This window comes from Paenibacillus sp. BSR1-1 (assembly GCF_030403775.1).
Lineage (GTDB): Bacteria > Bacillota > Bacilli > Bacillales > Cytobacillaceae > Neobacillus.
Map to the genome: position 1 here is coordinate 157,963 of NZ_JAQMWQ010000006.1, position 14,044 is coordinate 172,006.

Consider the following 14,044-nt stretch of genomic DNA (forward strand, 5'->3'; position numbering starts at 1 on the left):
AAGATAGAAAAATAGAGCTAAACCTATTGAGTTTAGCTCTATCTACTATTAATAAGGATCAGAAGGCTGCCCCAATTGTTCAGCTTGTTGGACGGCCTCTTCCATTTTAGTATTTTCATTCGCTCCAGCGTTTTTAAGACCTTCCGCAACTCTTTTTCCATAGTCTTCATCACAATTGGTAAAGATTTCAATCATCTTGTCCTGAATTTCTTTTCGGCATGAGCTAAGGGCTCCGACAAGGTTGGAAATTAATTCGGCCCGTTCCCATTCACTAAATCTCCGATATGTTTCGCCAGCCTGCCCAAAATTGTTTTCTCGTGGAATGATTTCCCTTTTTAGATTTCCTTCAACAGAAGGCTCATGTTCTTTTCCAGGATTTTTTGCTTCCTTTAATCCGCCTATTAACGAAGGCTCATAATTCACATGTTTGTTTTTGTTTTTTCCAAAATCAGTCCGATGGTCCATTTGTCCGCCTTCTTGATTGGTGGCCACATGTTTCTTTGGGCTATTAATTGGCAGTTGTAAATAGTTTGTGCCAACTCGGTAACGCTGTGTATCCGAATAGGAGTAGGTACGCCCCTGCAAAAGCTTATCATCAGAAAAATCCAGTCCATCAACAAGAACACCGGTTCCAAATGCAACTTGTTCCACTTCGGCAAAGTAATTCTCAGGATTTTTGTTTAATACCATTTTACCAACCTTATGCCATGGAAAGTCATCTTTATACCAAAGCTTGGTTGGATCAAGTGGATCAAAGTCTAATTCTGGATGCTCTCCGTCCTCCATGATTTGAACATAGAGCTCCCATTCTGGATAGTCGCCCTTTTCAATGGCTTTATACAAATCCAAGGTAGCGTGATTGAAATCGGTCTTTTGAATTTCATCGGCTTCTTTTTGAGTAAGGTTTTTAATCCCTTGAAGCGGCTCCCAATGATATTTGACTAATACAGCTTTTCCTTCTTCATTCACCCATTTATAAGCATGTACTCCCGATCCCTGCATTTGCCGATAATTCGCGGGTATGCCCCAAGGGGAATTGACAAAGGTTACCATATGGGCAGATTCAGGACTTTGGCATAAAAAGTCGAAGGTTCTTTCAGGGTCTGCAACGTTTGTTACCGGATCTGGCCGAAATGAGTGAACCATATCAGGGAACTTTAATGGATCACGAATAAAGAAAATTTTTAAATTGTTTCCGACTAAATCCCAGTTGCCATCTTCCGTGTAAAATTTAACCGCAAACCCTCTTGGGTCCCTTAATGTTTCGGGAGATTGACCGCCGTGAACAACCGTGGAGAAGCGAACGAATACAGGTGTTTGGACATCTGTGTTGGTAAAGACCTTTGCACGGGTGTAATTGGAAATTGGCTCATCGTTTACGGTCCCATACGATTGAAAATACCCGTGGGCACCAGCACCACGAGCATGCACAACCCGCTCAGGAATCCGTTCACGGTCAAAATGGCTGATTTTTTCTAAGAAATCATAGTTCTCTAATGTCATAGGTCCTCTGTTACCGACTGTGCGGACACTTTGATTGTTGGTGACAGGATGTCCTTGCTGGTTTGTTAACATATCTTCTGTTTCATTATTTTGTTTTTCCGACATAAATGAGCCTCCTTAATGTACAACAATAGAAAGTATTTCCATCGGATGGAGAAGTATGTATGAATTGACGTAAATAGGGCCACGTAGAAATAATCTACGTGACCCTATTTTCATCACTAAAAAAATTAACTTTCTATCCAACCAAAATCTTCAATGAATTGGACAAATGCCTTAACAACATTCCACTCCAGAGATTCCTTATGATAATACATCCACGTTCTTCGTAATATCGGATTTCCATCTTGATCCTTCAATTGGGTCTTGTATAAGTCATCTATCCCGGCCAGGACCCTGCTGGACAAGATGCCATAGCCTAAACCGTTTAATACCATTTCCTTACACGTATCCACTTGATCGACTTCGATACTAATAAAGGGAGCTTCGGCATAATTTTCCGCCCACCAATGATCAATGATGGATTTTAATAAGTAATCTCCTCTATATTCGATTCTTGGCAGACGAGGGAGATCAGTAATATTGATCTGTTCCTTGGAAGCGATGCAGATGGTCTCCTCGAATAGCTGATGCGTGGATAATCCTCTCCAACCGTAGTCTCCTCGAACAAAGCCGATATGAACATCCTTATTGTGAATCAGTTGGGTTACATCTCTGCTCCATCCCGTAATGACTTTGAATTCCACATGGGGGTATTTGATTTTAAATTGTTTTAATATATATGGAAGTTCATAGTTCGCAAAAAAGTTTGATACCCCCAATTTTAACGTTCCTGCGATTAGATTACTCTCGTTATTGCTCATATTTTGGACATTTTCTTTAATCTTTTCTAAATGAGCGAGCGCTTCTTCAGCACAATGGACAAGATATTCTCCTTGAGGGGTAAAATGTATGCCCCTGCTTTCACGAGTTACGATTTGAACACCTAGCTCTTCCTGCATATGCTTTAATCGACTTGTTAATGCAGGCTGAGTAAGAAATAAAAGTCGTGCTGTTTTTGTTAGATTTTTTTGATTATATAGTTCTTTCAGTATTTCCCAATCACGGTAATCCATTGTTTCACCCATCTATCTGATATAAATATTTTTTATAGATAAATATAATTTTTTCGCATTTTATTTATTTCAATTATTACATTATCCTTATTCATAGGCAATTAAAATTACCTACTTTAAAAACTATTCAAATATAACATAAAAAGTACAAATCATGGGGGTAATGTGAATGGGAGAACGAAAAAACCAACCAAATCCATGGAAAAAATTTAACGGTCCGAACCTTGGCTATGTAATCGAACAATATGAGCGTTTTGCAAATGGGGAAGAAACCATTGATCCTAAATTAAAAGAGCTTTTCATTCAATGGGGCTCACCTCTTTCTTATGAAACAACTCAACAAGAAAATACCGTTGAACGTGAATCCATTGTTCCATCGGCAAATATAGCAAAAGCAATGAAAGTGGTAAAACTTTTGGAAGACATTCGCGCACATGGACATTTAGCAGCAAACATGTATCCATTAGAGGCAAATGCACAAAATCCTGAGATTTTTGCCCTAGGAAAGTATGGGCTGAATGAAAATGACCTGAAAGCGATTCCTGCGAACTTCGTTTGGGAGGGTGCACCGGAAGGCATTCAAACCGCATTTGATGCCATGAATCGTTTAAAGGAAAGTTATACATCATCCCTTGCCTACGAGTTTAACCACGTTAGTGATGAAAAAGAACGGACTTGGCTGTCTCAGAAGGTTGAAAATGATTCCTTGAAGCGTTCTTTATCGAAAGAAGAACGAACAAACCTTTTAAAGAGTCTGACAGAAGTCGAAGGCTTTGAACAGTTTTTACACAAAACCTTCGTTGGTCAAAAACGATTCTCCATTGAAGGAGTAGACATGCTTGTTCCAATGTTGGATGAAGCAGTTCGTAAAGGCGTTGAAGAGGGAGCCAGCAATGTCGTAATTGGAATGGCCCATCGCGGACGTTTAAGTGTACTAGCGCATGTGTTAAAAAAACCATATAGCAAAATCTTCTCTGAGTTTCAGCATTCCATTGCCAAGCAGCAAGGTCCGTCAGCAGATTTAGTCGACATTAGCGAAGGCTGGACAGGGGATGTGAAATACCATTTAGGTCTGGACCGATTTGTCGAAGGTTCAGATACGGTCCGCACACGCATTACCTTAGCAAATAATCCAAGTCATCTCGAATTTGTCAATCCGGTTGTGGAAGGTTTCGCAAGGGCCGCGCAAGAAGAACGACAGAAACCAGGTTATCCAGAGCAGAATGTAAAGAAAGCCTTTGCCATTTTGGTCCATGGAGATGCAGCTTTCCCGGGCCAGGGAATTGTAGCGGAGACATTGAATTTAGGTGGACTAAAAGGATATCGAACCGGTGGAACGATTCATATTATTGCGAATAACATGGTCGGCTTTACGACAGACAGCCATGATTCTCGTTCAACTCGATATTCTAGTGATTTAGCAAAAGGATTTGAGATTCCGATTGTGCACGTTAATGCAGATGATCCAGAAGCTTGTTTTGAAGCAGTTCGTCTTGCTTATCAATACCGGGCTCGTTTCCAAAAGGATTTTGTGATTGATTTAGTCGGATATCGCCGATTTGGCCACAATGAAATGGATGATCCAGCGGTTACCCAGCCACAGGTATACAAAAAAATTACGAACCATCCAACAGTTAGAGCATTGTATGCTGAACAGCTGTTAAACCAAGGCACTCTAAATCAACTTGAAGTTGAAGAAATCAATCGTAGTGTTCAAGAACTATTACATTCTGAATATGACAAAGTCTCAGAGAAGCAGCATGGTGAAGCACCAGAAGAAGTAGCGGTTCCAGGTGTTATTGCAAAGGGTATTCCACCGATGGAAACGAATGTGCCGCTTGACACTCTTCAAGAATTAAATCGTGAGTTGCTGAAATGGCCAGAAGGTTTTAATGTGTATCCAAAATTAAAACGGATTCTAGAGCGCCGTGAAAATGCCCTGGATGAGAACGGAAAAGTGGAATGGGCGGTAGCCGAAGTGCTAGCCTTCGCGTCGATGTTAAAAGACGGCACACCGATTCGTTTAACTGGTCAAGATTCCGAGCGTGGAACGTTTGCGCAGCGTCATATTGTACTACATGATGCTGAAACAAACGAAATGTATTCGCCATTGCACAATCTTTCGCAAGCTACCGCATCGTTTGCGGTTCATAATAGTCCGCTGTCAGAAGCTGCAGTAGTAGGCTATGAATATGGTTATAACGTATTTGCACCTGAAACGCTTGTCATGTGGGAAGCTCAGTACGGAGACTTTGCCAACACGGCACAGCCACTCTTTGATCAATTTATATCTTCAGCAAGAGCAAAATGGGGGCAAAAATCAGGGATGATCCTGCTGCTGCCTCACGGATATGAAGGCCAAGGTCCTGAGCACTCCAGTGCACGTCCTGAACGCTTCTTACAATTGGCAGCGGAAAACAACTGGACAGTTGCGAACTTAACAAGCGCGGCTCAATATTTTCATATTTTACGCCGTCAGGCCGCTACGTTAGGATCAGAATTTGTTCGGCCATTGGTGATTATGACACCAAAGAGTCTGCTTCGTCACCCACAAGTCGCTTCGCCGGCAGCCGCTCTTAGCGAAGGCGGATTCCAAACGGTGATCGAACAACCACAGCTAGGAAAAGAAACTGATAAAGTAAAGCGTTTAGTGTTAACTACGGGTAAGATGGCCATTGATTTGGCATTAGAGATCGAATCCAGTAAAGAAAATCGAAGCCTGGACGAGATACACATCGTTCGGATTGAGCAATTGTATCCATTCCCGCAGGAAAAAATAGAGGCCATAGTAAAGCGTTACCCTAATTTGAAGGAGATCGTTTGGGTGCAGGAAGAGCCGAAGAATATGGGAGCGTGGCATTATATTGCCCCAACCCTTTTTGAACTTGCATCTGGCAGATTGTCAGTCGGTTACATTGGACGTCAATACCGTTCCAGCACGGCAGGCGGAGATCCACTTGTTCATAAAAAGGAACAAGAACGCATTGTCCAACAAACATTAAATTCTGATAGCTTAGTAGATACACAGAATCAAGTAAGTCAGTTATTTGCACGCTAATAATGGAAAGTGTTTAAGAGGAAGTCTATAGGACAAAACGTATCAGATTGGCTAGGTAAATGTCCCATAGGAGAGTTCTATGGGACAAAACACAGGCGAATCGGATGGAAAGTGTCCCATAGGGGAGCTCTATGAGACAAAACACAGGCGAATTTGATGGAAAGTGTCACATAGAAGAGCTCGATAGGACAAAAACACAGCAAAAATCAAAGGGTAATGTCCAATAGGAACCACGCCATCATCAAAAACCAAGTTTAATAGTGGACTTAACATATTTCACAGGAGGATTTGACACATGATTGAAATCAAAGTACCAGAACTCGCGGAATCCATTTCGGAAGGAACGATTTCACAATGGCTTATTAATATTGGAGATAAAGTCGCCAAGGGTGATAGTATCGTAGAATTGGAGACTGACAAAGTTAATATCGAATTGAATGCCGAAGATTCAGGGGTTATCACAAAGGTATTAAAAGAGCCAGGCGATACGGTAGAAGTAGGCGATGTTATTGCCATTATCGAAGAGAATGCAGCTGAAGGCTCTGCTCCGGCTGCAACGACTGCAGCCCCGGAACAACCAGTACAAGAAACGATCAATCAGCCAAGCACACAACCTGAGCCAGAACTTCCGAAAGCTGAACGTCCGATTGCGTCGCCAGCGGCAAGAAAAATGGCAAGAGAACTAGGAATCGATTTAAACCAAGTACGCAGCAATGACCCACTTGGAAGAATTAGACCAGATGATGTGAAAGCACATACTCAAACACCTGCGGTACAGGAAGCGCCAAAGGTGGAAAAAGCTAGCACAAAACCAGCTGTACAAAAACAAATAGATGAAGAGTTTGATAAACCAGTGGAACGCGTAAGAATGTCTCGTAGACGTCAAACTATCGCCAAACGCCTGGTTGAAGTTCAACATACTGCAGCAATGTTAACCACATTTAACGAAGTTGACATGTCTGCGATTATGAATCTACGTAGTCAGCGGAAGGATGCCTTTTTCGAAAAACATGGTGTTCGTCTTGGGTTCATGTCATTCTTTACAAAAGCTGTAGTCTCTGCCTTGAAACAATTCCCGCTTTTAAATGCAGAAATTCAAGGAGACGAATTAATTCTCAAGAAGTTTTACGATATCGGAATTGCCGTGGCTGCACCAGAAGGTTTAGTCGTTCCAATCGTACGCGATGCAAATAAGAAAAACTTTGCTGAAATTGAAGGGGAAATCAGCAATCTTGGTAAAAAAGCCCGTGATAATGCCTTGACATTAAATGACTTACAGGGTGGGACATTTACGATTACAAACGGTGGAGTGTTTGGTTCTTTAATGTCTACACCAATCTTGAACAGCCCTCAAGTAGGGATTCTCGGCATGCATAAAATCCAAACAAGACCAGTAGCAATCGATGAAGTAAGAATGGAAAACCGTCCTATGATGTATATTGCCCTGTCTTACGATCATCGGATTGTTGACGGAAAAGAAGCCGTCAGCTTCTTGGCAACAGTAAAAGAATTGCTTGAAGACCCACATTCCCTTTTATTAGAAGGGTAAAAGCTCAAGGAGGAGCAAGATTTATGATGCTTAAGAATGCTCTTGACTTAAGGAAAGACATACGCGAACATCGAAATGCCTTGTATGTTTTGGCCAAAAGCAAAGGGTTGTCTCATCCGGAAGTCATAAAAATCAGCCAACAAATAGATAATGAAATTTCTTTGTTACAAAAAATAGTCCGTAATCTCAGCACTTTAAAGAAAGTTTAGCTGGTTAATTAATCATAAAAACTAAACTACACAGTGATTTCACTTGTGTAGTTTTTTTATTTACTCCATTGTAATATAGTAAGGAACGAGGAAGGAGTGGTTAAATGCCGATAATTCATGTTCAAATGATGGAAGGAAGACCAAAAGAAAAAGTTGCCGAATTAATCCGCAACGTTACGAACACTGTATCCGAAACATTAGATTCACCGAAGGAGAATATTAGAGTACTTATCACTGAAATTCCTAAAACGCATTGGGGAAAAGCCGGGGAACCAGTTGAAAAATAATAGTTATCGAATTAAAAAATTTGTCGAGTAGGTGTTAAAACTTACTCTTTTTTTATGGCTATTTTCGCAAAGATTGTTGTTTTACGAATAAGTTCATCAACCCGTATAACAAGATTCTTCGTGGCATCTTTTCGTAAGAACATTTGCGAAAATTGCCTGGAAATTTTGTAAATGACTCTTAATTAGTTCTAAGAGCAACAAAGTTTACGAAAAGTGCCTTTTTTATTGAAAAGCAGAATTATTATTGTAAAATTAAGAAAAGCGAAAAAAGGCTTGGAGGAATTTCTTTGACTAACATGAATTCAGCAATAATTGTTGGCGGTGGAATTGGCGGGCTTGTGACTGCGCTGAAACTTCACTGCGTTGGCGTGTCAGTGCGTGTGTTTGAAAGTGTGGAGACCATTAAAGCACTTGGAGTTGGGATCAATCTTCTTCCGCATGCTGTTCGGGTGCTGACGGAGCTTGGTCTAGCAGAAGAGCTTGAAAAAACGGGATTGCCGACAGCAGAACTTATGTATGTAAATAAATTTGGCAAAAAAATATGGCAGGAACCTAGGGGAATTAATGCCGGATACCGTTGGCCGCAATACTCCATCCACCGCGGCCGCTTACAAATGCTTCTTTTAAAAGCTGTACAAGAACAACTGGGAGAAAATGCTGTTTTCACAGGACATCATCTAACCTCCTTTCAAACAGTGGGAAATAAAGTCGAAGCTCAGTTTGAAAACCGTAAAACCGGGGAGAATTTGGGCACTTTCAGTGCTGATATCCTGATTGCAGCAGATGGGATCCATTCAGCAGTTCGAAAATTCTACTACCCAAATGAAGGACTGCCTAAATTCAGTGGTCGGATTTTATGGCGCGGTATTACTGAATCTACTTCCTTTTTAACAGGCAGATCCATGATTATGGCTGGCTACCAGGACCAAAAATTTGTGGCCTATCCGGTTTGCCCTGACACCGCTGCAAAAGGACGTTCTCTCGTAAACTGGATTGCTGAATTATCTGTCACGGATGAGATGCCTTCACGTGCAGACTGGAACCAGAAAATCGATAAGGAAAAATTCGCACCTGCTTTTGCATCATGGGACTTTGATTGGCTGAATGTACCAAAGTTAATTGAGGAAACAGAAGATGTTTTTGAATTCCCAATGGTCGATCGCGATCCACTTCCACAATGGACCTTTGGCCGAGTAACTTTACTTGGAGACGCGGCACATCCAATGTATCCGATTGGTTCAAATGGTGCATCCCAAGCTATTCTTGATGCAGATGCTTTGGGGTTAGCAGTTGTTGAACAGCCTAATCTTGAATTGGCATTAAAAGCATATGAAGAAGCAAGGTTAGAGGCGACAGCGAATATTGTATTAGCTAATCGAAAAAATGGGCCAGAAGTCGTGATGCAAATTGTTGAAGAGCGAGCACCAAACGGCTTTGAAAACTTAGAAGAAGTAATTTCCCAAAAAGAATTAGAGGAAATTTCCAAAAGATACAAACAAATTGCCGGATTTGACCGTCAAAAATTGAACAGTTTACACGAGGTACGATAATGGTTGAACATATTGTTTTGATAAAGCTTCTGCCAAATGTAACGAAGGCACAGAAAGAGGAGCTTATACGACGCACTTTGCAGTTAAAAGATATCATTCCTGGGATCATAGAGATCCAGCAGGGCATTAATTTTTCAAACAGAAATAAAGGCTATGATATAGGATTAACTGTTCGCTTCGAGGATAGAACTTCTTTAGAAAACTATGGTCCCCATCCCGCACATCAAGAGATTTTTGCCTATTTGAAGGAGATAGGATTGGAAGACATCATTATTGTTGATTTTGATATCAATACATTTTCCAAAGGCTGTACTCAATGAAGAGGCAGCTGCTTTTTTTTAAGACAAGAAGAAATTTGGGATTTTAAGTTGGATTATGTCAAACAAAAAGTGTTAAAATAACCAAATATAAGAATATAGTATTTATTACCGTCTGGAGGCAAATATGCTAACTTTTGAAGAAAAACTTGCAATTATAGAAGCATTTCCTGAACTTGAGAAAGTAAATGTTTCGCTTGGCAGGGTTAATTTCCAATTTAACGAAAGTGTTTCCGATAAGAAAAATGTTGTTTATCACCTTCATCCAAATGGAAATGGCTTTGTTTATGCTGGCCGGCTGCCAAATTATCAAACTAATGATAAAGGCATGGCGAATATTCGTGACTTTTCTGCGAAAGAATTAAAACAAATCATTAAAGAATCCATCAGCAGCCTAACTGCTGTTGAAAAACCGGTAACAGAGACCGCAATTATTGGAGAAAATCAAGAAGAACGCTGGGTTAACGAGGAAAAGGAACAACTTCTTTTAATAAATGAAGACGAAGCTTGGAACATTTATTTTGGACTAAACCTGGAGGAAACCTTCAGCACTTATGAGGAAGCTGAGATGTTTTTAGTTGAAGAAGGCTTTAAACGCAGGTAGTTCTATGGACCTCTTTCCTAAAAAATTAGGCGGAGGTTTTTTAATATGTAAGAAAATTAAAAATCCCCTGAAATTGTTAATTTTCATTTTAGAACAAAAGGCTTATTTTATGCTATATTGTAAGTAAGAAGAATTAATTTCAAGTGACAACGCTTTAGTGTTTAGGCCTGGCCTTGAATAATTTACTTTAACTAAAATGACTATACTTATTTTCAAGACGGGGTGACCTATGAAGATAAATCAAAAAAAATATAATTTTTTCACTCGGATTGGAAGGGCTTTTAAGCTGAATTATGTGAAGCTTTTGCGGTCCTCAGGAGGGGCAAAAAAAGTATCGTTAGGATTTGCGATAGGATTCGGTTTAGAAATGCTGGTGATATCAACTGCATCGCTGATCTATATATTTTTTATTCCAGTTGTACGTTTAGCAAAAGGATCATTACCTGCATCAGTTATCGGAAATGTTATTGGCAAGCTTACTTTTTTACCCATTATTCTATTACCCTTTGCTAGAAAAATTGGGAAGTTAGTCCTGCCAATGAAAGTTAAGGTTGGGCATCATACACCATTTTCGTTTCAAAGTTTAATGCATGGCGATTTCCGTTCATTATTAACGCTCCTGCACGGAGGAGTTCATGTTTTAATCGGTATGACTTTTTTCGGCATTGTTCTAGGAGTAGCTTCTTACTTTGTTGTTCATTACCTTTACGAAACGGAAAAAAACAGAAGATTAACAAAAAGACGTACGAAACATTCACTTCAAAAAAACGTACCCAATAAGAATTTTGTGTAAGGTTACGATGTAAAGGAGCAATGAAAAAATCATTGCTCCTTCTTTTTTTATTGTTAATAATTTCGTTCGATGACAAAATGAGCCAAATCACCGCGATAGATGGTTTTCGAAAATTCTATGATTGACCCATCCTGAAGATAGGCACAGGTATCGAGTACAAAGCATGGATCACCGATATTAAATTGAAGGGGTCTTCCTATACTCATAAAAGATTAACTGAACTAGAAATTCTGACTTCCGTTCACTTACCTAAAAACATAAACCTGTTATAATTCGCTGAACATATTTGAGGAACCATTTCCTCCTAATAGTTAACCATTTAGGTTGTTCGTCACCGAAATGATGGTTGGAACATAAAATGGTTACCAGTTACGGAGAGTTGGAATAGGAGGAAATGGGGTGCCCTCAGTAATTAATTTAGGCATGATAAATGTTAATTCCCAGCAGCCCAGTGCGGCAATCTTTATCGGGCAATCTGTCGTGACAGGGATGGACGCGAACCGAAAATATAATTTAGGGATTGGGGGACTTTATGGTACCCTGAATGCTGTAACTGGGAATCTCGTTAATAATGCAGATAGTTTTGAAGTGATGGATGGGGTTATATTTGACCAAGACTTTAAACCAAGTATAGGTGGAAATGTATAAAGAACGGAAAGTTGAAAACAACAAACCCTTTTTAATCCTGGGTTTGTTGTTTGTTTTTGGCCATCTTTTGTAATTTGTGTTCTTCTTTTAATTGTTTTCTTTTCGTCGCTTTTTGTTCATAATTTGTTAAGGATGCACTCGTACGGGCAAGATTGTTTCGATCGCCATGGATGTTGCCTAGACCTTGATTATGTTTTTTGTTGCTTTTAAAATCCTCAATAAAATTGTTACCGATGCTAAAGCAAGATGCTCCTTCAATACTTCCGATTTTTATTGTTCCAATATGAAAAGTTGGAGATAAAATTGGGGCTTCCATTTTTACTCATCCTCCATTTTCTCTTTGGTTTTAACCCATTGATTTTCACTGATGCAATTTTCATCTCCAGAAATAACACCCATTACTTCATTTGTGACCTTAGTGGTATGAAATTTTTTTAGCCTGTTTTTATTACCGATAAAAATGCCAGCGGAGTTACCCAATTCCTTGATGTCGATTTTTCCAAGAGAAAGATTAATCATAGTTGCCATCCCCTTGCTTCATTATATATTAGGGTATTCAATCAATAGGCTAATGACACTATTTTGAGGGAAACACCATCCCGCTTCCGTAAACATAAAGTAATTTCATACAAATTTAAAATGTGGTGAGCCTTTTATGTTAAAAACTTCACAATTTAATTTTATTGGAGGAATAAATGTCCAAACCATGCAAAGACAATCGGGCATTTTTATAGGGGAAAATAATAATGCCATCGGCTGGAGTGCACACGGAAAAGAAAATTATGTAATTGGAAATATTAGCGGACAATCAAATTTTCTCTATCAAAATACTTCTATATTACTGGACCCTGATTTAGTTGATACGCCAATTGACGATCGGGATATAAATTTATCCTTTGATTTTCCAGGGGAAGAAAATCAGGCTTCGAGTATCAATCTTGATAGCATTAATGTAAATACGCAATTGGATAATAGCTCTGTTTTCGTAGGAAAAGGACATGTAACGGGTATGGATGCGAATCAAAAAGCGAATTATTCGCAAGGAAGTTTATTTGGCAATAGCAATCAATTATTAAATAATTTCAATTTGAATTATGATCAAGATACAATTGATGCCCTCATTGAAGATCAAGATATAAAAATTTCCAATATCATGAAGGAATAGTCTATTAATCGTTTCGGACTCGAAATCCTTTTGAGGTTTTGACCATTTTTTCTTGTTGAAAAGAATCATGGTCAGACCTTGCTTCTTTTTTGGCACTTTCCTTGTCAACCTTTAGAATAAGCGGCTCGACCAAGTCTTCGGTGCTGCTGATATTATTCCCGATTATTAATTTTCCGCTCAGCTCGTCAATTTCAATATTATCCAAGCGGAAAACAATATTCTCTAAGTAATCAATTTGAACATGTTCAAAATGGAGATTTTTATTGCTGCCCTGCTTTTGCCCCTGTTCAAGAAGCTCAATGATCCGGTCAAGTTTCGTAACAATTTGAGAGTTTATATTATTTTCTTTCTGTTTTTTTCTAAAAGAAAAAATTTTAAACATAAACTCCCTCCTAGTTTGGACAATCGCCTTTATCTTATAAAGTTTATTTTTCAGGACGGCAGGATATGAATTAAACAGTGAAACAAAAAACGCATTGTGATAAGTCACAATGCGTAAAATCAATATAATTGCACCAATAAACAAAATCATTTTTTTTGAAACAGTAATACAGAAGTAAATAATAGGATAATAGCTATTATCTTTTTTGTATCAATTGGAATTGTTTTTCCACCGAAAAGGCCAAAATGATCAATTAAGGCTCCAATGATTAATTGCCCTGCTATTACAGCAACCATGGTGGGGGCTACTCCAATTTTTGGAACAACTATCACCATAATACTAACATATAATGCCCCTAGTAACCCTCCAAGCAGCTGCCATTTTGGTACAGAAAAAATAGCTCCTAGGTTACCTTTGCCAAAGAAAAGGACAAGAAAAAATAGGGCAAGTGAACCTATTGAAAACGAAATAAATGCTGCTTCCAAGGCTCCTGTTTTTTTACCTAATCCTCCATTAATTTGAGCTTGAATGGCTATTGCGACACCGCCAACAAATGAAATAAATGGAAAAATCCACTTCATTTTTTTTCCTCCTGACACGAAATAAAGCGCTTTTAATCATTTAAGATATAATCCTTTTCAAAATAGTTCACCAACAGCGTGTGTACTATTTTGCGCTCCCAGCTTTTTTATCGCTGATTTCACATATTGTTTAACCGTCAATTCGCTTATATCCATAGAATCAGCCATTTTTGATACTGAATTTAACAAATATATCCAATAACCACAGACTTGTAGCAAATAGGTACAACCAAAACAGAATTCATGTTAGAGGTCGTTATGTACTTACTGCTTATTTGCTTCA

The 14,044-nt window shown here is 39.1% G+C and carries 18 protein-coding genes; 10 read left to right on the top strand and 8 right to left on the bottom strand.

What is annotated here, in order from left to right; translation table 11 throughout:
* Positions 1–48: 48 nt before the first annotated feature.
* Together PH210_RS12320 and PH210_RS12325 are read right to left on the bottom strand one after the other, a co-directional pair.
* A complete protein-coding gene (locus PH210_RS12320) occupies positions 49–1,608 on the bottom strand; it encodes a catalase (RefSeq protein WP_289985696.1) in 1,560 nt (519 codons plus the stop codon).
* A gap of 125 nt (positions 1,609–1,733) precedes the next feature.
* Positions 1,734–2,618, bottom strand: coding sequence for a LysR family transcriptional regulator (locus PH210_RS12325; protein WP_289985697.1), 885 nt, complete (start codon positions 2,616–2,618; stop codon positions 1,734–1,736).
* Positions 2,619–2,787: 169 nt separating this feature from the next.
* Here PH210_RS12325 and PH210_RS12330 point away from each other — a divergent pair, with 169 nt between their 5' ends.
* The 8 genes from PH210_RS12330 to PH210_RS12365 all read left to right on the top strand — a co-directional run bounded on the left by PH210_RS12330 (position 2,788) and on the right by PH210_RS12365 (position 10,985).
* Entirely contained in the window at positions 2,788–5,676 is a 2,889-nt protein-coding gene (locus PH210_RS12330) for a 2-oxoglutarate dehydrogenase E1 component (RefSeq protein ID WP_289985699.1), read from the top strand.
* 295 nt (positions 5,677–5,971) lie between these two features.
* A complete protein-coding gene (gene odhB / locus PH210_RS12335; RefSeq protein WP_289985701.1) occupies positions 5,972–7,225 on the top strand; it encodes a 2-oxoglutarate dehydrogenase complex dihydrolipoyllysine-residue succinyltransferase in 1,254 nt (417 codons plus the stop codon).
* Positions 7,226–7,248: 23 nt separating this feature from the next.
* Positions 7,249–7,434 (top strand): aspartyl-phosphate phosphatase Spo0E family protein, encoded by a 186-nt coding sequence (locus PH210_RS12340; protein WP_289985703.1) that lies wholly within the window; start codon positions 7,249–7,251, stop codon positions 7,432–7,434.
* Between the two features lie 104 nt (positions 7,435–7,538).
* A complete protein-coding gene (locus PH210_RS12345; protein ID WP_289985704.1) occupies positions 7,539–7,721 on the top strand; it encodes a 4-oxalocrotonate tautomerase in 183 nt (60 codons plus the stop codon).
* A 296-nt stretch (positions 7,722–8,017) separates the two neighbouring features.
* Positions 8,018–9,271: a flavin-dependent oxidoreductase gene (locus tag PH210_RS12350; RefSeq protein WP_289985863.1), complete on the top strand. Its 1,254-nt coding sequence runs from the start codon at positions 8,018–8,020 to the stop codon at positions 9,269–9,271.
* On the top strand, positions 9,271–9,591 hold the full coding sequence (locus tag PH210_RS12355; RefSeq protein WP_289985705.1) for a Dabb family protein: 321 nt from the start codon (positions 9,271–9,273) through the stop codon (positions 9,589–9,591). The genes PH210_RS12350 and PH210_RS12355 overlap by 1 nt, the downstream gene beginning before the upstream one ends.
* A 124-nt stretch (positions 9,592–9,715) precedes the next feature.
* On the top strand, positions 9,716–10,192 hold the full coding sequence (locus PH210_RS12360; RefSeq protein WP_289985707.1) for a hypothetical protein: 477 nt from the start codon (positions 9,716–9,718) through the stop codon (positions 10,190–10,192).
* Positions 10,193–10,421: 229 nt separating this feature from the next.
* Positions 10,422–10,985, top strand: a complete 564-nt coding sequence (locus tag PH210_RS12365; protein WP_289985709.1) for a DUF2062 domain-containing protein — start codon at positions 10,422–10,424, stop codon at positions 10,983–10,985.
* A 53-nt stretch (positions 10,986–11,038) separates the two neighbouring features.
* Here the strand turns inward: PH210_RS12365 and PH210_RS12370 are convergent, their stop codons facing one another.
* On the bottom strand, positions 11,039–11,191 hold the full coding sequence (locus PH210_RS12370; RefSeq protein WP_289985710.1) for a UTRA domain-containing protein: 153 nt from the start codon (positions 11,189–11,191) through the stop codon (positions 11,039–11,041).
* A gap of 193 nt (positions 11,192–11,384) precedes the next feature.
* Between PH210_RS12370 and PH210_RS12375 the strand changes: the two genes are divergently transcribed.
* Positions 11,385–11,633, top strand: a complete 249-nt coding sequence (locus tag PH210_RS12375; protein WP_289985711.1) for a hypothetical protein — start codon at positions 11,385–11,387, stop codon at positions 11,631–11,633.
* 31 nt (positions 11,634–11,664) lie between these two features.
* Here PH210_RS12375 and PH210_RS12380 read toward each other — a convergent pair whose 3' ends face one another.
* Together PH210_RS12380 and PH210_RS12385 are read right to left on the bottom strand one after the other, a co-directional pair.
* Entirely contained in the window at positions 11,665–11,949 is a 285-nt protein-coding gene (locus PH210_RS12380; RefSeq protein WP_289985712.1) for a hypothetical protein, read from the bottom strand.
* Positions 11,950–11,951: 2 nt separating this feature from the next.
* Positions 11,952–12,152: a hypothetical protein gene (locus PH210_RS12385; RefSeq protein ID WP_289985713.1), complete on the bottom strand. Its 201-nt coding sequence runs from the start codon at positions 12,150–12,152 to the stop codon at positions 11,952–11,954.
* Positions 12,153–12,288: 136 nt separating this feature from the next.
* Here PH210_RS12385 and PH210_RS12390 point away from each other — a divergent pair, with 136 nt between their 5' ends.
* Complete coding sequence (locus PH210_RS12390; RefSeq protein ID WP_289985714.1) at positions 12,289–12,798, top strand: hypothetical protein; 510 nt, start codon at positions 12,289–12,291, stop codon at positions 12,796–12,798.
* 4 nt (positions 12,799–12,802) lie between these two features.
* Here PH210_RS12390 and PH210_RS12395 read toward each other — a convergent pair whose 3' ends face one another.
* The 3 genes from PH210_RS12395 to PH210_RS12405 all read right to left on the bottom strand — a co-directional run bounded on the left by PH210_RS12395 (position 12,803) and on the right by PH210_RS12405 (position 13,929).
* Positions 12,803–13,180 carry a hypothetical protein gene (locus PH210_RS12395; protein ID WP_289985717.1) on the bottom strand — a complete coding sequence of 126 codons (378 nt, stop codon included), beginning with the start codon at positions 13,178–13,180 and terminating at the stop codon, positions 12,803–12,805.
* 146 nt (positions 13,181–13,326) lie between these two features.
* A complete protein-coding gene (locus PH210_RS12400) occupies positions 13,327–13,761 on the bottom strand; it encodes a DMT family transporter (protein ID WP_289985718.1) in 435 nt (144 codons plus the stop codon).
* Between the two features lie 57 nt (positions 13,762–13,818).
* Positions 13,819–13,929: a LuxR C-terminal-related transcriptional regulator gene (locus PH210_RS12405; RefSeq protein WP_354669986.1), complete on the bottom strand. Its 111-nt coding sequence runs from the start codon at positions 13,927–13,929 to the stop codon at positions 13,819–13,821.
* Positions 13,930–14,044 lie beyond the last annotated feature (115 nt).